Annotated in this window: 24 protein-coding genes; 13 read left to right on the forward strand and 11 right to left on the reverse strand. The window is 48.2% G+C overall.

Going from position 1 to position 24673, the window contains the following annotated elements; genetic code table 11:
- The first annotated feature begins 65 nt into the window (after positions 1-65).
- Positions 66-719, forward strand: coding sequence for an MBL fold metallo-hydrolase (locus BCT27_RS24565; protein WP_102318893.1), 654 nt, complete (start codon positions 66-68; stop codon positions 717-719).
- Between the two features lie 42 nt (positions 720-761).
- Here BCT27_RS24565 and BCT27_RS24570 read toward each other — a convergent pair whose 3' ends face one another.
- Entirely contained in the window at positions 762-1454 is a 693-nt protein-coding gene (locus BCT27_RS24570; RefSeq protein WP_102386035.1) for a DUF2982 domain-containing protein, read from the reverse strand.
- 242 nt (positions 1455-1696) lie between these two features.
- On the opposite strand from BCT27_RS24570, the gene BCT27_RS24575 reads away from it, so the two are divergent.
- Both BCT27_RS24575 and BCT27_RS24580 read left to right on the forward strand, forming a co-directional pair.
- Positions 1697-2074, forward strand: coding sequence for a MarR family transcriptional regulator (locus BCT27_RS24575; RefSeq protein WP_102318891.1), 378 nt, complete (start codon positions 1697-1699; stop codon positions 2072-2074).
- A gap of 315 nt (positions 2075-2389) precedes the next feature.
- Positions 2390-2806, forward strand: a complete 417-nt coding sequence (locus BCT27_RS24580) for a hypothetical protein (protein ID WP_017015758.1) — start codon at positions 2390-2392, stop codon at positions 2804-2806.
- 46 nt (positions 2807-2852) lie between these two features.
- Here BCT27_RS24580 and BCT27_RS24585 read toward each other — a convergent pair whose 3' ends face one another.
- Positions 2853-4265: a basic amino acid/polyamine antiporter gene (locus BCT27_RS24585; protein ID WP_241908648.1), complete on the reverse strand. Its 1413-nt coding sequence runs from the start codon at positions 4263-4265 to the stop codon at positions 2853-2855.
- 248 nt (positions 4266-4513) lie between these two features.
- A complete protein-coding gene (locus BCT27_RS24590; RefSeq protein WP_102392114.1) occupies positions 4514-5017 on the reverse strand; it encodes a SulA-like leucine-rich domain-containing protein in 504 nt (167 codons plus the stop codon).
- Between the two features lie 230 nt (positions 5018-5247).
- Here BCT27_RS24590 and BCT27_RS24595 point away from each other — a divergent pair, with 230 nt between their 5' ends.
- Positions 5248-5889, forward strand: a complete 642-nt coding sequence (locus BCT27_RS24595; RefSeq protein WP_102397074.1) for a thiopurine S-methyltransferase — start codon at positions 5248-5250, stop codon at positions 5887-5889.
- A 120-nt stretch (positions 5890-6009) separates the two neighbouring features.
- On the opposite strand, the gene purT is transcribed toward BCT27_RS24595, so the two are convergent.
- The 7 genes from purT to sbcB form a co-directional block, all read right to left on the reverse strand.
- Positions 6010-7191, reverse strand: coding sequence for a formate-dependent phosphoribosylglycinamide formyltransferase (gene purT, locus BCT27_RS24600; RefSeq protein WP_102318887.1), 1182 nt, complete (start codon positions 7189-7191; stop codon positions 6010-6012).
- Positions 7192-7398: 207 nt separating this feature from the next.
- Complete coding sequence (locus tag BCT27_RS24605) at positions 7399-8286, reverse strand: DMT family transporter (protein ID WP_102397075.1); 888 nt, start codon at positions 8284-8286, stop codon at positions 7399-7401.
- Positions 8287-8419: 133 nt separating this feature from the next.
- The gene (gene cdd, locus BCT27_RS24610; protein WP_102397076.1) at positions 8420-9307 is read right to left on the reverse strand and encodes a cytidine deaminase; all 888 of its coding nucleotides are present in this window, start codon (positions 9305-9307) and stop codon (positions 8420-8422) included.
- 150 nt (positions 9308-9457) lie between these two features.
- The gene (locus BCT27_RS24615; protein WP_102318884.1) at positions 9458-10147 is read right to left on the reverse strand and encodes an LrgB family protein; all 690 of its coding nucleotides are present in this window, start codon (positions 10145-10147) and stop codon (positions 9458-9460) included.
- Positions 10147-10494, reverse strand: coding sequence for a CidA/LrgA family protein (locus tag BCT27_RS24620; RefSeq protein ID WP_102318883.1), 348 nt, complete (start codon positions 10492-10494; stop codon positions 10147-10149). Before BCT27_RS24620 ends, BCT27_RS24615 begins: the two co-directional genes overlap by 1 nt.
- 160 nt (positions 10495-10654) lie before the next feature.
- Entirely contained in the window at positions 10655-11167 is a 513-nt protein-coding gene (locus tag BCT27_RS24625) for a hypothetical protein (RefSeq protein WP_017008317.1), read from the reverse strand.
- Between the two features lie 123 nt (positions 11168-11290).
- The gene (sbcB, locus tag BCT27_RS24630) at positions 11291-12715 is read right to left on the reverse strand and encodes an exodeoxyribonuclease I (protein WP_102397077.1); all 1425 of its coding nucleotides are present in this window, start codon (positions 12713-12715) and stop codon (positions 11291-11293) included.
- 220 nt (positions 12716-12935) lie between these two features.
- Here sbcB and BCT27_RS24635 point away from each other — a divergent pair, with 220 nt between their 5' ends.
- Together BCT27_RS24635 and BCT27_RS24640 are read left to right on the forward strand one after the other, a co-directional pair.
- On the forward strand, positions 12936-13919 hold the full coding sequence (locus BCT27_RS24635; protein WP_102397078.1) for a hypothetical protein: 984 nt from the start codon (positions 12936-12938) through the stop codon (positions 13917-13919).
- A 20-nt stretch (positions 13920-13939) separates the two neighbouring features.
- The gene (locus tag BCT27_RS24640) at positions 13940-14260 is read left to right on the forward strand and encodes a hypothetical protein (RefSeq protein ID WP_102397079.1); all 321 of its coding nucleotides are present in this window, start codon (positions 13940-13942) and stop codon (positions 14258-14260) included.
- A gap of 112 nt (positions 14261-14372) precedes the next feature.
- Here BCT27_RS24640 and BCT27_RS24645 read toward each other — a convergent pair whose 3' ends face one another.
- Entirely contained in the window at positions 14373-15665 is a 1293-nt protein-coding gene (locus BCT27_RS24645; protein WP_102397080.1) for a GGDEF domain-containing protein, read from the reverse strand.
- A 335-nt stretch (positions 15666-16000) separates the two neighbouring features.
- On the opposite strand from BCT27_RS24645, the gene BCT27_RS24650 reads away from it, so the two are divergent.
- From BCT27_RS24650 to BCT27_RS24680, 7 genes are all read left to right on the forward strand, one after another.
- Positions 16001-16846: a TauD/TfdA dioxygenase family protein gene (locus tag BCT27_RS24650; protein ID WP_102397081.1), complete on the forward strand. Its 846-nt coding sequence runs from the start codon at positions 16001-16003 to the stop codon at positions 16844-16846.
- A gap of 331 nt (positions 16847-17177) precedes the next feature.
- Positions 17178-18653 (forward strand): peptide ABC transporter substrate-binding protein, encoded by a 1476-nt coding sequence (locus BCT27_RS24655; RefSeq protein WP_102397086.1) that lies wholly within the window; start codon positions 17178-17180, stop codon positions 18651-18653.
- Between the two features lie 340 nt (positions 18654-18993).
- Positions 18994-20649, forward strand: a complete 1656-nt coding sequence (locus tag BCT27_RS24660) for a peptide ABC transporter substrate-binding protein (RefSeq protein WP_102397082.1) — start codon at positions 18994-18996, stop codon at positions 20647-20649.
- 9 nt (positions 20650-20658) lie between these two features.
- Positions 20659-21606 (forward strand): ABC transporter ATP-binding protein, encoded by a 948-nt coding sequence (locus BCT27_RS24665; RefSeq protein ID WP_102318879.1) that lies wholly within the window; start codon positions 20659-20661, stop codon positions 21604-21606.
- Positions 21607-21615: 9 nt separating this feature from the next.
- Complete coding sequence (locus tag BCT27_RS24670) at positions 21616-22632, forward strand: ABC transporter ATP-binding protein (RefSeq protein WP_102397083.1); 1017 nt, start codon at positions 21616-21618, stop codon at positions 22630-22632.
- Positions 22629-23597 (forward strand): ABC transporter permease, encoded by a 969-nt coding sequence (locus tag BCT27_RS24675; RefSeq protein ID WP_102392123.1) that lies wholly within the window; start codon positions 22629-22631, stop codon positions 23595-23597. Before BCT27_RS24670 ends, BCT27_RS24675 begins: the two co-directional genes overlap by 4 nt.
- Complete coding sequence (locus tag BCT27_RS24680) at positions 23594-24538, forward strand: ABC transporter permease (RefSeq protein ID WP_102392124.1); 945 nt, start codon at positions 23594-23596, stop codon at positions 24536-24538. The genes BCT27_RS24675 and BCT27_RS24680 overlap by 4 nt, the downstream gene beginning before the upstream one ends.
- Positions 24539-24673: the final 135 nt, after the last annotated feature.

Consider the following 24673-nt stretch of genomic DNA (forward strand, 5'->3'; position numbering starts at 1 on the left):
TCTTGGCGTACCCATGCTATGCTTTGGCCGTTTTCAGTATTTTTCGATAATTCACGGATTCTTTTATGGCATTGAAGTTTGAAATTGTTCCCGTTACCGGCTTTCAACAAAACTGTTCTATCGTTTGGTGCGATAAAACTAACGAAGCAGCGTTGGTTGATCCGGGTGGTGATGTGGCAAAGCTCGTCGCGAAGGTGAATGATCTGGGTGTGAATATCACAAAGGTGTTGCTGACGCATGGTCATTTAGATCACGTTGGCGGCACAGAAGAAGTCAGAGCTGCCTATTCAGTGCCAGTGATTGGCCCTGAGAAACAAGATGCATTTTGGCTGCAAGCATTGCCTGCTCAAAGTGACATGTTTGGCTTTGCACGCACTGAACCGTTTGACCCTGACCAATGGCTTCAAGACGGTGATGAAATCACTTTGGGCGAAAGCACGCTTAAAGTGATCCACACGCCGGGACATACGCCAGGTCACGTGGTGCTTGTGAGTGAAGAAGATCAATTGGCGTGGGTGGGTGATGTGCTCTTTAACGGCAGTATTGGCCGCACAGATTTTCCGAAAGGGGATCATGCTACTTTGATTAGCTCAATCAAGGACAAGCTCTTCCCGTTAGGTAACGACATCACTTTCATTCCGGGTCACGGTCCAACATCAACCTTTGGTAATGAAAGAAAGAACAACCCCTACGTGGCTGATGAAATGCCAATCTGGTAATTCTCTTCATATGAAAATGACACAGTGGCGTAGACTGCTGTGTCATTGTTCTGAAGCTGAAAGCCTGCCTGCTGATGCTAAGTATTGGCGCGTTAGTCCCACAAAGTCTTCCAACGGTCTGTCCAGTAAATCTTCGCTAACAAAAACGTCGTAACCTAACAGTTCTCGGTTATAGGCCATGCGATTTGCCAGCATCGCTACCAAGCCTTTGTAGGTTTTTCCCGTAGGAGAAACATAAGGTTTATCGTCAAACATCATGTCTTCTAGGGGGGTGGTGTTGGGCTCCTCTGCTCGCCGATATGCACTCAGCAATAATCCTCGTTGTTCCATAATGATATGGCTTGCTAAGCGAAAGCTGATGCTGTCCAAGAACGGCTCATAATCTTTCAGACGAATGCCTACCCAAGGTAGAGGGTGGTGCCAACCTTCTTGCGACACACTCGGAATACCGATCTCGCGAATGTCTCGCCATTTCACGCTCCAGCCGCCTTTGCGGGTGTGGTGTTGGATGTGCATGTTTGACAGAGAGAAGGTAAGTCGCTGTTCATCGATAACGCGTGAAATGTACAAACCCAAACCGCCCAATAGGCAAAGACCCAAGAAGGCGGGAACGGCTTTTATTTGCGGATTTAGCAGAATTAACGACAACACGATGATGACGAGCGCGATAACCGCGACCGTAAAGTATTTACCGACATGTTGATTTGGGGGATAAATCAGCAAATTCTTTTTCACTTCTGTGTGGGCTTCCTTTCTATTACCTTTGTTAAGCGTAGTCAGATCACATGCTCAAAGGAATGCGTCTGCGCGATAAATAAACAAAATCACAAGGGGTTTCCGAGACTTGACTCAAGTTTCGCGTCAGTGCTTCGTTAAAGCTACAAAACGCATCCGTTTTTTGGTATAAAACGCGCTTTGTTTTTCACCCTGCGGTTTCAGGGGATGCTGAACGTAGTGCATCGGAGTAGGACGATTTAATGAAAATCTCTCATAAACGTAAAGTTCAACTTAAGCTTCAAAAACACATCAAAGCAGCAAAATCACTTGCAGCTAAAACTGTGGCTAAAGAAGCACCAGCGAAAGTTGCTGCTGTAGCAAAGCCGGTTGTTGAGCAAAAAGCCGAAACGGCAAAAATTGTTTCAGAAATTTCTCTGACACCTAAACAACAACAAGTGCTGGATATTGTTCGTCAGAATGCGGAAGGCATCAATCCAAAAGGGATTGGTCTTGCAGCAGGTCAAGAAGAAGCAAAAGCAGCTTCTTGGGCGACATCAGCATTGAAAAAATTGGCGGAAGAAGGCGTTGTTGAACGCGTTCAATTGGCAGGCAATAAAGTGATGTACAAAGCACTTTAATCGCACTGTAATCTCGCAGATGTTTTCTGTTTTTAAGCCAGCCCTAGGGCTGGTTTTTTTGTGTCTATTTTTGGGTGGTTTTTAATTGTTTGTTAATGGCAAGTAGCTGTGTTTTATGTGTTTATAGTTCGAAAGAATTTAAACGATGATCAGCACCAAATTTTTCATTTTTTGCCGAGATTTTGTGTTTTATCGGCATATATTGGTTCTAAGATACAAGGATCTAAACATGCTGATTTAGGCGGGAAATTGCCGCATTTGTGAGTGTGTTTCCATAAAACAAAAACAACAAACTGATCATTAACGGAGCGCAGGATGACGGGCCGTTTCGAACCAACTGAAAGTACTATGTCGCATGCTGTAAATTTTGATTACACCCACTTTTTGAGTGAGTCTAGCCGAGAACATTGGACGTTTACGCAAGCCTTACACGCACAAATATCTCGATGGCGTCGTAAAACCATAGAAGAGTATGATGACTTCCCCAGTGAAGCCTTCTTGCATTCTGTGAGCGGCACCTTGTCGGCACATTATAGCGATGTGTCCAACCTCATTCGTTTGATTGATGAGGCTAAAAAACAGCACATCACCGCACTGAATATCATGTTGCCCTATGCGCTTGATGACAGCGAGCTGGATAAAATTCGTCGGCGTACACGCTGTGACATTGTTCAGCACAAGGGCGAGACGGAATGGTTGTGTGTTGCAATGAAAACGAAAAACGCCACGTGATGTGGCGTTTTCTACAGAGAAACATGTTGATTAGCGTGTTGGTGCATCACTGTAATGTCGCGCCACTAAACACCAAATACCCCGCAGCACACCCCGCAATCAGAATGAACGCGAGCAACAAACGGTTTCGCCCTTCAAACGCCACTTGATGATTCTCTTGCTTCGCGGCCATGTAAAACGCAATGCCTGGCAGGTAAAGCAAGGCGGCGAGCAGCAGATGATGAAGACCGGATGCAAACAACAGCCAGCAACCATAAAGCGTCGCGAGTGAGGCAATGGCGCGAATGCGTGTATTGCTCACTTCAGTGAATGACAACTTGAGTAAGTAACTCGCTACCAAGAGATATGGCACCAAGATCATCTCGGACGCGATGGTCAATAGGTCGTCATACCCACCGCCAATCAGATACATTACGATCAAACAAAACTGCACCACGCAACTGGTGAGCATTAGCGAGTTCGTGGGTGTGCCGTTTTTATTGGTGGTGGCAAAGCACTTCGGAAACATGCCATCTTTCGCCGCGGTATAAGGTGTCTCGGTCGCCAGTAGTGTCCAGCTTAGAAATGCCCCACACACTGAAATAATCAACCCCACACCAATGATCACCACGCCGGTTTCGCCAATCAAGGCTTCAAGAATTTTTGCGGTTGACGGGTTTTGGTATTTCGCCAATTCAGACGTTGAAACCACCCCCATAGAGAGCAAGGTAACGGCAACGTAGAGAAACAATGAGGTTAGAAGACCCAGAATCGTTGCGCGTCCCACATCTTTGCGGTTCTCCGCGCGGCTAGATACCACCACCGCACCTTCAACCCCAATGAAGACCCACACGGTGATCAGCATGGTTTCTCTGACTTGATCGAACAGGCTCTTTTCTCCTGGCATATGCACGCCAGTAAAATCCAAGGTGAAGGTGTGCCAGCGAAATGCGATGAGCGCCGCCACGATAAAAACAATGATCGGAATGAGTTTGGCGATGGTGGTGATGTAATTGATGATCGCTGCCGTTTGCACGCCTCTTAAAACCAAAAAGTGCATCAACCAAATCAATAGCGAAGACAAGACGACAGACAGAAGCGTATTGCCGTTACCGAATAAAACGGCGGTGTCAGTGTCGAAGAACAACCCGAGCGTGCTAAACACAATGACAAGGTAGGAAACGTTCGCGACCGCAGCGCTTAGCCAGTAACCCCACGCTGAAAAAAATCCGCACAAATCCCCAAAGCCCGCCTGCGCATACCCAAACACGCCGCCAGTAATCTGTGGTTTTTGCTCTGTGAGATATTGGAAAGACAGTGCAAGGCATATCATGCCGAATCCCGTAATCACCCAGCCAATCGTCACTGCTGCAGGACTTGCTACCGCAGCCATATTCTGGGGAAGGCTAAATACGCCGGCTCCAATCATCGAGCCAATCACGAGCGCAGTTAGCGCTTTAAGGTCCAATTTATTACTCAAAACACTGCCTTTAAAAATGCCATTGAAAGTGAAAAAGTATAATGAAAGGTCTTTTCTGGCGTTTTTCAAAGTTGCGATAAAAGTTGCGATTTAAGAGGGCTTTGAAGTAATGGAACGTCCTGCGGGGAAATTGAAGCGGAAGGTTACGCCTTCGTGGCCTGCTATGTAAAGCGCAAATAGCAGGGCAGTGGCCACGAAAGCGGTATCAGAAATGCAAACAGAGATTGCGCATTCTAAAGATTAAGAAACTAGTGCAAGCGACTCGGTAATCCGTTAATCACGAAGCAGGGTGTAGCATTGCCTTCGTCTTCGTTGGCATCAGCGAAGTTTTCGATATCACCAAAGGCGATAACCGCAGCAGAGGTGTCTGACTGAAGCGCTTTTTTCATTAAGGCTTCTGGGTTATGTGTCGCCGTGGCGCGTGCAATACGGATTTGCTGTGGGCTGATGCCTGCCTGCGTAAACAGTGAAAGACAAAATGAAGATGGCGGTGCAATCAGCGTGATCCAACGATGAGTTTGGCTCATGGTTTTTAGCATTCGTAACAGATAAGCCAACTCGCTCATGTTGTTTTGGTAAACATTAACAGAGACAAGGTTGCCAAACGACTGACCGCGTTGTGATGCAGCGGTGCGCGATGCGTGCTGAAAACTACGAGAGCCTGCCGCAAGGCGCGCATAATGTTCACGCACAGCTGGAGACGTCGCTTGTGTGTGCTGTGCTGAATGAGAGATCGCAAATGTGTTTTTCATCTGTCTGTCCTGTGTAACTATCCAGTACTGTATGCGTATACAGTAGTTTTATTTTTATCAGATAACAATAGGAAAGAAGAAAACAACGTGAATTAGATCGCCTTTTTTCTTTATCAATAACGAATTAGTGTGCGCTCTATCAGTATTGATAATCACTCATCGCTATGTAGATTATTACTAACGGTTGTTATCATGTCGGGATTACAGGTTTATACAGAAAGAGTAACGTCATGGATCAAGAGTTTTGGCACGGCCGTTGGGCAGAGAATCGAATTGGATTTCATTTAACAGAGACCAATCCGCTATTGGTGAAATACTGGCCAGCGCTGTCACCAACACGTGATCAATCTGTGTTGGTACCCATGTGTGGCAAGTCGGTCGATTTGTCTTGGTTGGCCTCAAATCACGATAATGTGGTTGGCGTTGAATTGAGTGACATTGCGGTGAGAGGCTTCTTTGCCGAGCATTTGTATACCCCGCTTGTTACACAGATCAGTGGGTCACATAAGCTGTATGAGTTTGATGAGTTGTCGGTATACAGTGGTGACTTCTTTACTGCGCCGCTTTCAACGTATCCGCTTATTTACGATCGCGCTGCACTTATCGCCATGCCTGAATCGTTAAGAGAACAATACGCCTCTCATCTCTTGTCGTTGCTAGCGCCAGGCGGAAAGATCCTGCTTGTAACGTTGGATTACCCGCAAGATGAAATGTCTGGCCCACCGTTCAGTGTGAATGCGGATGCTGTGAAGGCATTGTTTGAAGGGTGTACCGTGAGATTCTTGAATCGTGATAATGAGGCTTCTCGTCCACCATCAGGGAAAGGGGCAAGCTACTTTGCCGAAGAAGTCTGGTTGATTGAAAAGCCGTAATAGGTTTTCCTTTGTTCAGTGTTTATTTTACTGACCAGAACCAAGAAAAAGCGCCTCAGTGACATGCACTGAGACGCTTTTTCGTATTTGGTTCAGGAGCGGTTTGGTTAACGCAAAGCGTTAATCATTGAAGTTGATGTTTATTGCGCTTGCCGCGGTGACGGCTTTACTCACTGCACTGTCTACGTCGTCGCTGCGTGTGAGCGCGACACCTAATCGACGGCGACCGTCGATATCTGGCTTACCAAATAAACGCACTTGTGTGTCAGGCAATGCAAGTGCATCGCTCAAACCACTGAACGAAATGTTTGTCGATGTGCCTTCGCCAAGAATCACGGCGGAGGCAGAAGGGCCATAAAGACGAATGGCACCCACAGGCAAGCCAAGGAATGCGCGAACGTGAAGCGCGAACTCTGATAAGTCTTGAGAAATCAGGGTCACCATGCCGGTATCGTGCGGGCGAGGGGAGACTTCGCTGAACAATACGTCATCACCTTTAATGAAAAGTTCAACGCCAAACAAACCGTGCCCACCCAATGCAGTGACCACTTTACGCGCTACGTCTTCAGCGGCTTGTCGCGCTTTGTCGCTCATTGCTTGTGGCTGCCATGATTCGCGGTAATCGCCGTCTTCTTGGCGGTGACCAATCGGCGCACAGAAATGAATGCCATCAACTGCGCTGACCGTCAGCAAGGTGATTTCATAATCAAACTCAACAAAGCCTTCAACGATCACGCGACCAGCGCCTGCACGGCCGCCTTCTTGTGCATAGCTCCATGCGCTATCAATGTCTGCGGGTGATTTCACTACGCTTTGGCCTTTGCCTGATGAACTCATTACTGGCTTCACTACGCAAGGCGTGCCAACACGTTCAATCGCGGAAACGAATGCATCTTTAGTGTCTGCGAATTCATAAGGCGACGTCGGCACGTTAAGTTCTTCTGCGGCGAGGCGGCGAATGCCTTCACGGTTCATCGTTAGTTGCGTTGCACGCGCAGTAGGAACGACGTTCACGCCGTGTTGTTCTAGCGCAACCAATCGATCTGTCGCAATGGCTTCGATTTCAGGCACAACGTAATCTGGTTTTTCTTTTGCGATGATGTCAGCGAGTGCATCGCCATCTAGCATATCTACAACGTGGCTGCGGTGAGCAATTTGCATAGCAGGTGCATCGGCGTAACGGTCACATGCAATAACTTCAATGCCTAAACGTTGGCATTCAATGGCGACTTCTTTGCCCAGTTCGCCAGAACCTAGTAGTAAAACGCGGGTCGCACCGGGGCGTGTTGCAGTTCCAAACATGATATTCATCCATCAAAGCGAAATTCTGGCAGTGATTTTACCTTAAGCAATCGTTTGCGCAAGCGTTTGCTATTGTGGTTTGGGTAGATTGATATACGGTTATGCTTCTGATTTGATTAAAAAGAAAGCAATCTGCCGGTTAATCAAACAAAGAAGAAAGTGACGTGAGAGGGGAAGAAAAAGCCGCCAATGATGGCGGCTTGATGATCATTGCGTCGTGTTGGATTTGCGCGTTTCCCAATGGGTGATGAAGAACACCGCACCAATAATGATGGCGGCACCTAACCAGAGTCGACCTGGTGGCACCCAACCAAACACGAGGAAGCCAAAGAGTACGTTCAATGGCAATTTAGCGTGGTCAAAAGGCTGCACGAATGAAGCGTCAGCCACCGCATAGGCCTTTGCGATTGCCCATTGCGCCAATGCAGTGAAAAGCCCCGCGCCAATCAATAAGCCCCACACCACGTTGCCACTCGGCATGGTCCAATCTGGTACCGCAAGCAGTATGTTGAATGGGGTTATTAACAGCAGAAGGTAAACCACCATAGTAGTCGGACTGTCGTGATGCGACAGTTTCTTCACCATCAATGAATACGTCGCCCAAAAGAAAGCCGCGCCAATGGGTAACAAGGTTGCCCAGTTAAAGTTATCGCCCCAAGGTTCTAAGATGATCATCGCACCTATGAAACCACTGATGGTTGCGAACCATCGTGCAGGCCCAACTCGCTCACCGAGGAACAAACCTGAACCTATGGTGGCGAAAAGCGGGGATGTCATCAGAAGGGCAATACCTTGCCAAATTGGTACAGGATACGCGAGAGCCCACAGCCAAAGCTGAATACCAATCACCGAGAAGAACACACGTAAGCAGTGCATGCCTAAATGTTCTGTCTTCAATGCGTTTCGGATACCCATGCTTCTCAGCCACGGCACCATGACCAACAGTGCAATGAAGTACTGAATAAAGGCAACCGTCGTGGAAGGGAGCTGCATTTTGAAGCTCACGTACTGCGCAATGCTATTTACCATGGCAAAGCAGATACCAGCAGTTAGCATCCAAGTCGCGCCGAGAATGGGGTTATGTGGTTGGCTCATGCGTATGTCTAAATTTGGATAAGTGACGGTGATAGTAGCGAATATTTTGCGAAGGGAAAGTGTTAATAACGAAAACGCCGGAGATCTCCGGCGTTTTGCTGCAATCTTGATGTTTATTCCATCAAGCTATGGACTAGATGGCTAAATAACTCAGAGGAATATCTGGGTTTAGCGCTTCTAGCATGCCTTGCGTGTCTTGCAGGTAGCTGATGCTGCTGTTTGCATTTTCAACCAGCATCACTTCTTCGATGTCTTTTTGTGCCACATCAGCAAGGTTCATGGCAATCAATGCCACTTGAAGCGGCGGCAAACTCGGGTTGAACGCCGCATTCTCTGCGTACATGCCTGAGAAGATCTGGCCGCTTTTATCACGGATGGCAACACCACAGAAGTTATTGGTGTATGGCGCATGGCTCATGTTTGCTGCAAGGATCGCCGCATTGGTTAATGGGCAGGTGTCTTCCGCAGACAGGCCATGGTTTTTAGTCGCAAGCAGTGGTTCATTGATGCCTAAATCTGACGGACCGAAAGGTTCTGGCAGGTAGCTGTGTAGCGATTGCGCTTCACGTTGTGGTAATTGCACTTCGAGATGTTCAGCGCCATTCAGTTCGTTCATAAACTGACGACAGTGACCGCAAGGGCTGTAGTTAATGGTGATGTCTTTGAGGGACGTTTCACCCTTAATCCACGCATGGCTGATCGCTGATTGTTCCGCGTGTACAGATTGGTTGAGCTGAACGCCTTCAAATTCCATGTTGGCACCAAAGTACAAACGACCAGAATTGCCACGTGCAATGGCACCGACGTAGAACGTCGAAATAGGTGCAATGGAATAGGCGGCAGCAACGGGTAACAAGGCAACGCGCAGATCCGCATCGGATAAACCGCTTAGGCTTTTCAGAGAATCAAACGCATCAGCACTGATGGTCGCATCAAATTGCGGGGCATTGGCAATTTCTAACATCGCCTCGTTAAGAGGGGCAGGCAAAGCATGAATTGCTTCTAAAACACTGGCTCGCATGTCGGCTCCGTGTGTTGTCTTATGGGCGACTATTGTAGTAGACAATGGTAGATTGTTAATGTGATCAATGTCACTTAAAAATTGTAACATGGATTGTAATTGCACTGATTGGAGTGACATCACATGTTCACGATTGCATTTGATCTGGCCCTACTTCGTGATGAAATCCAATGCAATCATCATGAGGTGGAAAACCAAAGGTGCTAGTAATGCCGTGAAAATGCCGCAGATCACTAAGGCTAACGAGCTAATCGCGCCTTCTTGGTAATTCGACTCTGCGGCTTTTGCTGTACCAATGGCGTGAGATACAGCACCGATTGATAATCCGCGAGCCAACGGTGATTTGATGTTCAGCACATTCAACAAGGGATAGCCGATGAGTGCGCCAAACAATCCCGCTACCACTACAAGTGCAGCTGAAACAGCAGGTATACCGCCAATTTGCTCCGCGGTGCTCAAAGCAAAGGGAGTCGAAATGGACTTTGGCAATACTGAAGCCGCAATTTGTTCGCTACCTCCAACAAGCAACGCAAACGCGGTGCCGATGATCATGGAAGCGATACTGGCGCAGGCACACGCCATCAAAATGATGCGCCAATGGCGTCTGATCAAATGTAACTGTTCATACAGTGGATAAGCCAGCGCGATAACCGCAGGCCCCAGCATCAGATGAATAGGTTGGTTTTCTGCAAAGTAGGTTTGGTAAGTATTGTCCGTGTAAAAAACCGCGGGCATGAGTACCATTAAACTGAGTAACAGAGGGTTGCAAAGGGGGTGATTCACTCGAAGGGCAATTTTACGTGCGATGAGATAAACCACGATGGTCGCGATAATCCACATTACTTGCTCTCCCCTTGGTGTTTGTCGATCACTTTTGCCATCACGATCAAGACGACAAGGGAACTGACGAGGGTTGAGCCAAGTAAAGGCAAAGACTGAGAAAACAGAAGATCAAAGTGATCCATCAGGCCCATGCTGGCTGGAATAAAGAAGAGTGGCATAAAGGTGATCAATAAGGTGCAGGCATCTTTCACCCACCTTGCAGGCACTATCCCTGTGGTGAGGCAAAGGAACAACAACAGCATGCTGATGATACTGCTTGGGATTGGGAGTGGAATAAGTTGGGCAAGAAAGTAACCAAGGAAGTAAAAAAACGCGATAAGCGCAAACCCCAAAACATATTTCACAGCGAAGACCCAGCGGTAGCAAGAACCTGACCATTTTAAGCCAAATGGGCGCTATCAACCAGAAAACCTTCACAGGTTGGACGTCATAAAAGTGAAAACACTGCTTCCGTTAAAAACAACGAGAAGCAGTGTTCATGTATTTGGGGTGTATGTAGTTGTACTAGATGATGTACAAATACGCGCCGATAGAGAGGGTCACTGCCGCTACGGCACTCATTAATACTTTTGGTATGTAGGATGTTTTTGCAGGCGGTTCGAGCATCGGTTCATCAATATAAATATCGAGCACATCCGGAGTCGACGGATCAGGCACTGCTTCGGCTTCGCGTTGATAGGTTTTCTGCGGGAGCGAGATGCGATAACCATAATCACCGACCACATCAAGCGGCAATACTTTGTGGCCTTGATGGTAGGACTTTGAGAGCAGAGAGCACAGGGTATTTTGATGCTGTGAAAACGAAGAATCCGGCAAGGACGTTGCAGTGTACAGAACACGCGCTGAAATCACTTCGCCCGCATGATAGCAAAGCATTTCAAGAAGACGGCACTCTTCGTATGTCAGCGTTGTTACCGCGCTATCTCTCCAATACAACGAGCGACTTTCTGGCTCGAAATCAACCTCTGGAAACCGATAGCATCGGCTGTTTACCTTTGTGACCATTTCTTCATCCATACTGCAATTGCCTTAAACAAAAGTGTGGACGCAATTCACGAAATATCAAATGTAACACAGTCGAATTTGCACGGTTTTTTAAAGGTATGTCAAACGGTAACTCGTCGTTTTTAAAGAAAAATGCTAGGACACAAGGGATTCGACGTAATGATAGACCGACTTTAGGACTGTCATTTTTTTCGCATCATTTTGATGTTCTTCAGCCAACTCTTCGAGATTCGCCATGTAACCGGGTAAATGGGCTTCGAAGAAATCACGACGATGCAGATGCCACTGTTTCTGTTCATCATCCGTTAACGTGTTTGGGTAGTTGCGGGCGCGATAACGGAACAACAGCGGCTTAATACGTTCATCCGCTACTTGAATATCCAATCCTGCCAAGTTCTCAGGTTTGGTTTGGCGAATAATGTCCATGGTCGAGCGATCGGAGGGCGAAAAGAAACCGTCGTAAAGCGCTGAATCAACGTTGCGCGCACGGTCGTATTCTGGCTTATCCGCATAAAGCGCAATCAGTTTTTCGCGCACATCGGGTCTTGCTTGAAGCTTTTTCAGGTTTTCCAAACATTGTTGTCTATCAATGCCTAGGCGTTCTGCATCTTCAGGACGAAGGGTTTTTGCTTCTGCAAGGACTGGGCACTTATTGATGTGAATCAGCTTGATGGGCGCAGGCAGCTCGTCAGGGGCGAGATCAGCGTGGCGCGTGTATAAACGTTCTCGAAGGGCGTCTGTATCGAGATCAAACAGCGGCGAGGGATCGCGTCCCAAATCGACAGCAATAACCGCATTCTTATTGTCTGGATGCCATGCAACAGGCACGATCCAACTGGTGTTTCCGCGCTCTGTACCAAACATGCCTGAAACATGCACAAGCGGCTTCATCGATACAACGTCAATGAGTGGCGTGAGCTTGTTTTTATTGCGATAGGTATACAGGTAATCAAACAACCTTGGCTGTGCTGATTTCAGTTTTTTCGCCATTTCGATGGTGGCGATAACATCGGCCATCGCATCGTGTGCATTGGCGTGTTCAATGCCGTTCGCGACAGACAAATGTTCCAGCTTAAAGCTCGTGAAGCCTTGCTCGTTCTCAGGCCATTCAATCCCGTCGGGGCGAAGGGCATAGCAAGCGCGCATTGCATCTAGCAAATCCCAACGTGAATTACCGTTTTGCCAGCTCCAACCATACGGGTCGAAGAAGTTACGGTACAAGGTGTAGCGCGAGACTTCATCATCAAATCGGATGTTGTTGTAACCCACAGCGCAGGTGCCTGGCATGGCTAATTGCTCGTGGATCTTCGCAATGAACTCAGGTTCAGACAGACCACGGCTCACTGCCGTTTGTGGCGTGATACCGGTGATCAAACAGGCCTCAGGGTTTGGCAAGTAATCATTGGGTGGTTGGCAATAGATAACCAAAGGCTCGCCAATGATATTGAAATCTTGGTCGGTTCTTACGCCTGCAAATTGACAAGGTCTGTCGAGAGCAGGGCTAACGCCAAAGGTTTCGTAGTCGAAGAAGAAAAATGTAGATTCGCTGCCGTTTGCCACTGTGGTATCCAAGGGATTGATAGACAGAAGGATGTTACCGCAAATTGCGTGACAAATCTCGGCTAAAACAGGATGAAAATAGTGTGTCCAGACGGATCTGCCCGTGTTGAAAGTAAGACAATGAAACCTGTGCATTTTCTTATGCTTAAAGAAAGCCTTTGGTTCTCATTCTGTAGTTTTTATGCGCAGGGCATTCTCAGCGCGTGTAGAAGGACTGATTATGTATCGACAGATCGTATTGTTACCCCTTACCGTTTTTACTCTCTTTGGTTGTTCAAGCACACCATCACTGGATGCGTATTCTTCGTTTGCCACCACAACAGAAAGTGTTTCTTCCGACATGACAACCTACTTCTCAGCATTTTCGACCGTGTCGGTTGAGCATCAACTCCATACTGTGGCGGCGACATACCAAGGTGCTCAAGCTAAGAAATTGGTGCCCGAAACCATTACGTCTATTGCTTCTCCCTTTGAAGAGAGAAAACGGGCCAATGCGCTCACCCTGTACAAGTCGGCAGATGCATTGCGCAAATATGCCGCCTCGCTAAACAACCTTGCCAATGCAGTGAATGAAGACGATGTAAAACTCGCAGCATCGCAAATGCTTTGGTCAGTGAAAGGCATATCAGAACAATACAGTGAGTACACTGGCACGCCGTTGAATGGCTATGAAAAATATGGCTCAGAAGTAACAGCATTTATTTCCACCTTAGGCACGTCATACCTCAACCGGAAAAAAGACAAAGCATTACGTGAGATCATCATTCAAGCCGATGAAAGCGTGTCTTTGCTGATTGGCGAAATGGTTTCGGCGTTGGAAAACGGTGGCGTTGTGGTGCTTTGTCGCATTGCAAATGAAAGCGAAATTAACGACATGGTGCTGAATTATCGGAAGCTCGCCAAAGATCCTGATACGTCCTATCAAACACGGCGCAATCTCGTGACGTCTATCTATCAAAAATCGAAAGAAATGGACGCCTTTGAAGCGCGATCATTGGTGACCATTAATGCGCTGAAAGAAATCAAATCAACGCATAACACGATGGCAACGGCGTTTGCGGAAGATGACATCAACAAAGACACCATCATGAATGCGGTGGGGCAGTTGAAGTATGCCCATGGCAGCTACCGTTCACTGAACAAACTGATAGAGAAATGCACGGACGGCGTGACGCGTGTTGATAACGTGTTGACGTGTAAATAACCCGATGTTGAGGAGCGACAATGGCGACGATTCGTGAAAACTTAGTCAATGCAATTAATGACCTCAACAAGTTATTACTCATTGCGGAAACCGACGCGCAGCGCGCACAAATTAGAATAGACAGATTGGCGTTATATCGGCAATTGGAAGATGTGATTTTTGCCGAACTTAACCATCAAGACCCGGATGTAAAAGCGGCGCTTGAAGAAGTTGACTCGTTGGCACGTTTAGCTGACGAGGCAAAGCGAGATATTCAGAAAATTGAAAAAGTGTTTAAGAAGGTGGCGAAAGCAGTGAAAGCCATTGAGAAAGCGGTAAAAGCTGCTGTTAAGATCATCTAGGATCCTGCGCTTTTCATTGTGTTCGTTTACACCCATGCCATTAAGAGCATGGGTGTTTCTATTGTGTGGTAGGCAAATGTGTTCTTCTGATGATGGCAGAGAAATATCGCGCTTATTGTTCTGCCAAGGTAGAGCGGTTGCGGCCACGACGTTTCGATTCATACAGCGCCTTGTCTGCACTCTTATACGCTTTGGCAAAGGTTGTGTCTCGGACGAACACACCGCCAATAGATAAGGTGATTGCCAAACCAGCGATAAATTCTTGCGCAACCGCTTTTCGAATGGTTTCGGCTTTCACGCCAAGTTGGCAATGGGTCATGTTATTAAACAAGATAAAGAACTCATCGCCACCCCAGCGAATCGTAATATCTTCTGCACGTATTTGCGTCAAGATGCGTTTGGCACATTCAGAAATGATTTCGTCGCCTTTGTTATGGCCGTGCGTGTCATTGATCTCTTTGAAGTGATCAATATCGACGATGAGCATGGCAAAGCGCGTCATTTTCTTTAGGCGCGGTTCGTAGTAGTCACGTCGGAAAAAATTCGTCATTTCATCCTTTCTGATCGAGCGAGTACGTCTGCGCAACAGGCCAATGCTGAACTGATAAAGAAACGCCATGATTAAGGAAGGCGCGATAGAGGCTTCAAGCACTTTCAGGTAATTCACGCCGATGTGTACCGGATCTTTTTCAGAGCAGATGAAAAAGGCACTTTGGGTGTACAAGCTGTATTTCGGCGTGTTTGTCAGTCTTGTGTGTTGTTTGTCGTTATATCGTTCAATGTGCTTATCAATGTAGGATTCTTTGATATCGACAGCGACGAGCGCACTCAGAGATTGCTTGTTGTGAATCGGGAAATAAATGGTGCGCAGATGCTCTTGCGTGCCATCTTCCAAATAGGAATCGGTCATGCGAATGTTGCATCCATAGAATTCTTGATAAGTGTTATCGAGCTTCTCGCGCTTGACGATATTTTCTAGAACGTCATTCTCACCGTATTGACTGAAAGCCTTTTCGTACCCTGAGCGCAATGGGTCAAAGAATGCATAGGTGTTTGGGTTTCCGAAGACAGCTATCGTCCAAATGCTTCCCGGCGCATCGACTTGAAGGCGTTTTCTTAAACGTTGAATACCTTCTGCGAGATCTTTCGTTTCAGTGTGGTTGCTGTGAACGTAGGTACTCACGGTGTTATCGACATAAACACCTTTTCGCAGTGGCGTGGATGGTGCATTGTTGTAGTACGAACCAAAACGGCGAATGGAGGTATACATTTGTCCGTAGCTAGCGTTTAAATCCTCGATCAGCTGCTGAACGTGTATGACGTTGTAAGCGCTATAACTTGTCGACACAATTGCGAGCGAAAGTAGGCTAGCTTTTAGCAATGATAAGATCTTAATTTCTTTCATTTTCTCACGCAGATTGAGTCAATTTAATTCTGAGAGACAGGCGTAACGCATGTAACACGCGCTAAAAGTGCTGCAAACAGAGAGGGCGAATGAGTTTAAACCTTCTGCAATTGCATTCAACGAAAGGTTTTTGTTGTGACGATGAAATTATTTTATCGGCATGTGTGTTTCGTGATTAAAGTAGGCGTGGCACGTTGCGCACGTTTTCATCGCGCATTGTTCATCACACATCGTCTGTTGCAATCGAAATAGGAAAGAAAAGGTCTATACCCCAACTATCTCATTGTGCTGGATGATGGAGAGCATCAGCACATTTCACGTCTCAGGGAAGAAGTATGCACGTTACACCGTTATCGAAACACATCGGCGCGTTAATTGAAGGTATCTATTTAAACCAGTGCGACGATGAAAAGTTCGCTTTTATATACAGCGCGTTTCTTGAACACAAAGTTATTTTCTTCCGTGACCAATTTTTATCACCAGAAGCGCAACTCGCGTTGGCGAGGCGTTTTGGCGAATTAGAAGCACAACATCCTTTCTTTCCTCATGCAGAGGGTTTTCCTCAAGTAAGCCTGATAGAAACAATGCGGGGGAACCCACCAGGAAAAAGCTTTTGGCATACCGACATGACGTGGCAAGACGCGCCACCGAAATGCTCTGTGTTATCAGCACAACATTTGCCTGATAAAGGCGGGGATACTATCTGGGCCTCGATGGAAGCAGCGTATGATGCATTGCCTCGTCATGCGAAAGCAGCCATCGCGAACGCGACGGCAACGCACGCGGTTCATGGTTTTTCTGGCAGCCGGTTTGACAGTGATGATGACAGTGGAAATAGCCGTGTTGAAGGCATCACGAAAAACATCAACGCCGTGCATCACCCGCTGGTGGTTAAGCACCCTGAAACAGGAAAGCCTGCGCTTTATGTGAATGAGCAGTTTACCCGATTCATTGATACGCGTGAGGAAGGCGACGCGCTGCCCGACCTGTCGGCGCTGTTTGAACACAGTCGTGCTGAAGCGTTTCAGGTGCGTTTCCAGTGGGAAGTAGGCAGCGTCGCGATTTGGGATAACCGTTGCACGCAGCATTTTGCGGTCACCGATTATGGAGACACCCCAAGAAAGTTACATCGTGTTGTCGTAAAAGGATCGATACCTGCAAGTTATGACGTTTTGGGCTAGTCAAACCTGTCTAACAGCCAGAAAAGTAGAAAGAAAGTGCACTACATTGATAGGGGTGCCGATAGGTTTGAGGCATCACTTTTTTGATGCTTTATGAGTAACACTGTAAGTGACGCGGTCACTGAATCGAGAGGGCGTTAACATGACACATCTTTTTACTCAGTGCGCTGCTGCGGCAGTCCTCCTGTCTGTTGCCTCGTTCACATCGCTCGCCACTGAGCCGGAAAAGCCCCTCAAAATTGGCATTAGCCAATATCCTACTGGTCTGCATCCTTTACTTGGGTCATCTGTTGCAGGTAGCTACGTGTTGTCGACGGTTTGGCGTCCGATGATGATCTATGGCAAAGACTGGCAACCCCTCTGTCATCTGTGTCAAACCGTGCCGACATTTGAAAATGGCCTCGCCGAGAAAATCGTGTTGGAGGATGGCAGAGAAGGCATTCGATTGTCTGTCACGCTCAAAGATAACCTCTTTTGGGGGGATGGGGTGCCCGTAACCACCAAGGATGTCGTTCTTGGTTACCAAATTTCGACGGATAAACGCGTGAAAGGGAACCCTGGCTATGAGGAGGATCAAACCCTCGAGCGTATCGATGTCGTTGATGAAAAGCGCTTTGATGTGATTTTGAATAAGCGTATTTTCAACTATCGCACTGCTGTGCCGTCTGCCATGCCAGAACACCTCGAAGGCGAGATCTATCGCCGCGATCCCGAAAACTACGACAAGACCTCGTTGTACACCACATCACCGTTAACGGCAGGTTTATACAATGGCCCATATCTTATCGACAGAATGTCGTCAGGCAGCTTTGTGTCAGTGGTGCCAAATCCACACTGGAAAGGCAGCTCGGTGTTTTTCGATAATCTGGTGTTCAAAGCCGTAGAGAATACGGCAGCGCTTGAAGCGCATCTGCTTTCCAAGTCTGTGGATATGATTGCGGGCGAATCTGGGTTAACGCTTGACCAAGTGTTGCGCTTAGAACAGCGTCAGAAAGGGAAGTACCAATATCACTATGAGCCCGGTCTGCTCTACGAACACCTTGACGTCAACTTGGAGAATCCGCACCTCGCCAAGAAAGCCTTTCGCCAAGGGTTATTGCTAAGTATCAATCGCCAACAATTGGTCAATCAACTGTTTGAAGGCAAACAAGTCGTCGCACACACTGACACCAGCCCTCGCGACATCGGCTATTCAGACGATGTGACCCAATATGAATACGCCCCTGAAAAAGCCAAAGCACTGTTCCAGAAAGCGGGTTACCGTTGGCAAGGAAAAGACATGGTGGATGCAGACGGGAAGCCCGTTCAGATTGAACTCATGACCACCGCAGGCAACAAAACCCGTGAGTTAGTGCAGCAAGTACTGCAATCCCAATGGAAAAAAATGGGGATCACCATCCGCATCAATAATCAGCCAGCACGGGTTTTCTTTGGTCAAACACTCAAAGAGCGTAACCATAAAGGGTTAGCTTTGTTTGCGTGGTATTCCGCGCCTGAAAGCCCGCCAGAAACCACCTTGCACTCAGAAAACATTCCAACAGAAGCGAACAACTGGGGTGGTCAAAATTATGCGGGTTATAAAAACGCAGACATGGACGCCTTATTGGATGAAATTGAAACGGAACTTGATGCGGATAAACGCGAGGCGTTGTTTGCCAACATTCAGCGTATTTATGCAGAAGATCTTCCCGCACTCCCTCTGTACTTTCGCGCCGACAGCTTTGTGTTGCCGCTGTGGTTAAAGGGTGTCACGCCAACTGGACATATGTTCCCGTCTACACATTGGGTTGAAGAGTGGCATAGATAGTCTTTTTCGTCGGTTTTTCATTCAAAGAATCGGATGTTTAGTGCTGTAACATAATGATTCGTAACTCAATATTTTATCTGTTTTGATGAAATGCGACTGAGGCAGGGCTTTTCAGCGACAGTGCTTCTTGTTTGATTAAATTGTATACATTGCTGGCTCGACAATGATTGAAACATATGTTTAACATTGGTCTGTTGCGTGCAATTTTTCACTGCATTTGTTTGGTGAGCTAAAGAATTCTCCTTTGCACGCACAGTATCTTAGCAACTGAGCGATCAGTTGATGGGATATCCAATGGGGTGACGGATTTGCCCTCAGCTTTGACAAAGGACATGACTGTATGAAAAAAACGCTTCTCGCATTGGCCATGACAGCGCCAGTTGCCTTCTCTTCCGTTTCTGCAAATGCTGACACACTTAAAATCGGTATGTCTCAATACCCTGAAGGTCTGCATCCTACTTTGGTGTCGAATGTTGCCGCGTCATATGTACTGAATACCGCTTACCGTAAAACCGTGATTTACGGAAAAAACTGGCAACCGCAATGCAATGTGTGTGTAGAGATCCCGACGTTCGAAAACGGATTGGCAGAGCGTGTAACCCGTGACGATGGCTCAGAAGGCATTAAATTGACCGTGACGGTGCGTGATGATTTGTTCTGGGGAGATGGCACGCCACTGACCACGAAAGACATTCAGTTAGGCTATGAGATCCAAAAAGACGAACGCGTCGGTAATCCGGGCCTCCAAGAAGCAAAAACCATGGAGAAACTGGTTCTGCTTGATGACAAAACCTTTGAGGTGTACCTAAGTAAAGTCAGCTTCAAATACCGCACAGATTATTTCCCTGATCCGCTTCCTGAACACGTTGAAGGAGCGCTTTACCGCGCCGACCCGACGAATTACAGCAAAATCACCAAATACGCCACTGACCCAACTAACGCCGGCTTGTATTACGGCCCTTACGTGCTGAACAAAGTCAGTCCGGGTAGCTTCATCACTGCGCAACGTAACCCGCATTGGAAAGGTAAATCTCCCGCCTTTGATGAACTGGTCTTTAAAACCGTAGAAAACACGTCAGCGTTAGAAGCGCATCTTCTGTCAGGCTCGGTGGATTACTTGCCGGGTGAAATTGGTTTGTCTCTCGACCAAGTGCTGCAAATCGAAAAGCGCCACGGTAAGAAGTTCAATGTGCACTACGAGCCAGGCTTGCTCTATGAGCACCTAGACACCACGATGAACAACCCGCACTTGGCAAAGAAAGAAGTGCGCCAAGCCTTATTGTACGGTGCGAACCGCGAGCAGCTTGTTGATAAGCTGTTTTCTGGAAAACAGCCCGTTGCTGATACCAATACCAGCCCGCGGGATCTTGGCTTTTACCCCGAAGTTAAACGTTATGAGTACAACCCTGAGAAAGCCAAGTCGCTTCTGAAACAGGCGGGTTACACCGAAAAAAATGGGGTCATGGTGGATTCAGATGGCAATGAACTGCACATTGAATTGGCGACCACTGCAGGCAATAAAACCCGCGAGCTCGTGCAGCAAGTGTTGCAGTCACAATGGAAAAAGATTGGTGTGAAAGTGTCAATCAACAACCAGCCAGCGCGCGTGTATTTTGGCGATACCCTGACTCAGCGTAAGCACAAAGGGTTGGCCATGTTCGCATGGTATTCAGCCCCTGAAAACCCACCACGTACCGTCTTGCATTCAAACAGCATCCCAACTGAAGACAACGGATGGTCAGGGCAAAACTACATTGGCTATCAAAACCCAGAAATGGATGCGCTGCTAGAGCGTGTTGAAGCTGAGCTAGATGACGAAAAGCGTAAAGCGATCTTCTTTGAAATTCAGAAGATTTATGCCGAGGATTTGCCTGCTCTGCCACTGTATTTCCGCGCCGACAGTTTTGTGATGCCGAAATGGTTGGAAGGCGTCACGCCGACAGGGCATATGTTTGCATCAACCAATTGGGTTGAAGAGTGGACCACCACCAAATAGGAGCCGTAAATGGATCAGACGATATTAGATGTGCGTCGTCTGCGGGTAGCCTACAAAGGCTACCCTGCGGTTAACGATGTCAGCTTTCATATAGATCGAGGCGAAATTCTTGGCGTTGTGGGTGAATCCGGCTGCGGGAAAAGCCTCGCAGCATTAACACTGATGGGCTTACAACCCAACGTCATGAAAGCCAGCGGTGATGTGGTGTTTCGTGGCAAAAACCTGCTAGAAAACCGCGATGCAGATTGGATGAAAGTGCGCGGAGAGGGCATCGCGATGATCTTTCAAGAGCCCATGACGGCGCTCAATCCTGTTGTCACTGTGGGCGATCAAATCGCAGAAATGTTCGAGCTTCACCGCGGCAGCAATAAAGCTGAAGCGGCGGAACGTGCCGTTGAAATGCTTGAGCGGGTACACATTCCCGATCCTATGCGCCGTGCAAAGGCATTCCCGCATGAATTATCGGGCGGTATGCGCCAACGGGTGATGATTGCGATGGCGTTGGCCTGTGAACCTGAACTCATCATTGCAGATGAACCAACCACTGCGCTGGACGTAACGGTTCAAGCCCAAGTACTCGATCTGCTGGAAGAACTTCGTGATAGTACAGGCACTGCGGTGCAGTTCATCAGCCACAACTTGGGCGTTGTTTCCCAGCTCGCTGAACGTGTCATCGTGATGTATGCGGGTCGCATTGTGGAACAAGCGACGTCAGAAGAGCTGTTTGCGAATCCTCAACATCCTTACACCCAAGGCTTGCTAGCGACGTTGCCACGCATCGGTGGCGCGCGCGATGTGCTTCCTGCCATTCCCGGTGCTGTGCCGCCGCTCGACCAACGCGGCAGTGGTTGTCCGTTTGCCGACCGCTGTCAAAGAGCCTCGCCAACCTGTGTGGCGATGATGCCTGAAACGGTCGCATTGAATGACATTCACTCTGTGGCTTGTCATCACCTATAAGGAACGCTCATGACACTATTAAGATTGAATCAAGTTTGTCAGCGCTATCCTGTCGGTCAAAAAGGGTGGTTTGGTAAGCCGGCGCAAGAACTGAAAGCGGTGAACGATATTTCGTTGACCTTAGAAGAAGGCGAAACCGTTGCCATTGTTGGCGAATCAGGGTGTGGAAAATCGACCCTTGGGCGCATGGTGGCGCTGTTAGAGTCACCGATTGAAGGCGACGTAGAACTGGCGGGTATCGCGACAGCAGGGCTAAAAGGGCAAGCGCTGAAAGATCTTCGACGTAAACTCGGCCTCGTGTTTCAAGACCCTTATTCCGCGCTCAATCCAAGGCTGCCGATTTCTGAACTCGTTGGCGAGCCATTAGATGTGTATGGCATCGGTGATAAGGCTTCTCGTCGCGCAAAAGTGCTCGAGACATTGGAATCGGTCGGGCTGAGTGAAGACGCTCTGGACCGGTATCCCCATGAGTTTTCTGGTGGGCAGCGACAGCGTATCTGTATCGCCCGCGCTTTGGTGCTCGATCCCGCATTGATTGTGGCGGATGAGCCCTTGTCTGCACTGGATGTGTCTGTGCAAAGTCAGGTGTTGAACCTCTTTGCAGAGCTTAAACGTGAACGTAATTTATCGTTTTTCTTTATCAGCCATGACTTAGCGGTGGTCGACTATCTGGCAGACACCATTGTTGTTATGTACCTCGGCCAAATCGTAGAACAAGCGCCGCGCGATGCGTTCTTTGCGAATCCTGCTCACCCTTATAGCCGTGCCTTGTTAGCCGCCGTACCAGAAGTGGGGAAGGGCAAGCGTCAACGAGGGCTCGCGTTACAGGGTGACGTTCCTAGCCCGATAAACCCGCCGAGTGGCTGTGCATTTCATCCACGTTGTGCCAACGCCACTGAGACCTGCAAAACCATCGCACCATCGCCTCAAACGTTTGATGGCGACGATAAACACATTGTGGCCTGTCATTACCCAGGAGTGGTGATCGACCTAAAAAAGCCCCATAGCAAGGAAGCCATGGTATGACGCAGTATGTATTGAGTCGAGTGTTTCAGAGCTTGTTGGTTCTGTTCTTTGTTTCTTTCGTTTCTTACGCCTTGATTGGTCTTATGCCCGGAGACCCTATCGATCTGATGCTGACATCCGATCCCAACATGACAGCCGAAGACGTGGCGCGTTTGAAAGCGCTGCAAGGGTTGGATAAACCCTTGGTTGAGCGTTACTGGCATTGGTTATTGGGTGCGCTTCAAGGTGACTTCGGCTATTCCCGTTTGTATTTACAACCTGCTGAAGATGTATTGATTCCCGCGGTGTGGAACACGGTGAAACTGGTGGGGATTGCTACTGCGTTGTCACTGCTTATCGCGATTCCCGTCGGTGTGTTTGCGGCGCTTAAACACCGCACTTGGGTGGATTACATCATCAGTTTCACCGCGTTTGTGGGCTTTTCTACGCCCGCGTTCTGGTTAGCCTTGATGTTGATTTTGGTGTTCTCCGTGACCTTGGGTTGGTTACCCGCGGGTGGCACAGGGGAAGCGGAGGGCGGTGGTTTTTGGGTTCAAGCACAGCATTTGGTGCTACCTGTGATATCTCTGACCGTGTTGAACGTTGCCAGCCATTCTCGCTATGTACGTGGCACCATGCTGGAAGTGTTGCGTCAGGATTACATTCGCACAGCCATCGCGAAAGGGGCATCGAAAACCCGCGTTATTTTCGCCCATGCACTGCGTAATGCCATGATTCCTTTGGTCACGATTATTGCGTTGGATATTGGCTTTATGTTGTCTGGCGCTTTGATCACAGAGACCATCTTTGCATGGCCGGGGATGGGCAAGCTGATATTCGATGCCATCATGGGCAATGATTACAACTTGGCCTTGCTGGGCTTGATGGTTATCACGTTCACTGCATTACTCGGAAACTTGTTGGCAGACATTGCATACGCCAAGCTCGATCCGCGCATTAGCCTGACCAAAGGAGCATCCGCATGACACAACCTATGATGGATGCTGCGCCTAATGCGGCAACCAAACGAAGAGCTTCATCTCCGTGGATGCTGGTATGGCAACGCTTTTGCCAACACAAAGCCGGCTTGGTATCTGCGGTGTTTGTATTTCTTCTTACGCTATTGTGCTTCAGTGCGCCTTTGTTGGCGGATTGGTTTGGGCATGATCCGTTCGAAGTGGATTTTATGGCCCGTTTTGAGCCTGTCAGCGATACACATTGGTTGGGGGCGGATGAACTTGGCCGTGATGTGTTCCTGCGATTGCTTTACGGCGGTCAAGTGTCGCTAGCTGTCGGTGCGGTTGCTGCGTTTGCCACCGCGATTCTTGGCACGCTAGTGGGCGTGTTTGCGGGATACTTTGGCGGTAAGCTAGACGCGGTGCTCATGCGTATTGCTGATTTCACGTTGTCGCTGCCGACCCTGCCTTTGATGATCGTGCTGGCAGCGGTTGATCTCAGTAAGCTGGGATTACCTGAAAGTTGGGCACAGGGTGAAAATGCGAGTTTCATTCGTATCATCGTGATTGTTGCGTTGTTTGGCTGGCCAACCACGGCGCGCTTGGTGCGCTCAGGCACGTTGTCTGTGCGGGAACGCGATTACGTGAAAGCTGCGATTGGTTACGGCGCGTCGCCGTGGCGCATTATTCGCCGACATGTCTTACCCAATGTGTTGTCACCCGTGATCATCGCGACCACCATGGCGTTGGGTGGGGTGATATTGCTGGAAAGTGCGCTGTCTTTCCTTGGTCTTGGTATCCAACCGCCAATGCCGTCGTGGGGTAACATGCTGCAAAATGCCCAAGAGGTGATTTGGCAATCTCCGGGGCTCGCGATTTACCCTGGTGTGGCGATTCTGTTAACCGTGATGGCATTTAACTTCCTCGGTGATGCATTACAAGATGCGCTTGATCCGAAAGCAGGCCAATAGGCAATCACGAGATGTACGCTAACCCCTAAGAGAAGCTGGCACATCCAGCTTCTCTTTTTTCTATCTCTTTTCCCTCTCTTCTCTTTGTTTGTGTCTTTTTTGCTCTTACGCTTTTCTCGCACCTCGCACCTCGCA

The organism is Enterovibrio norvegicus (assembly GCF_002876705.1).
In the GTDB taxonomy this organism is placed as follows: domain Bacteria; phylum Pseudomonadota; class Gammaproteobacteria; order Enterobacterales; family Vibrionaceae; genus Enterovibrio; species Enterovibrio norvegicus_B.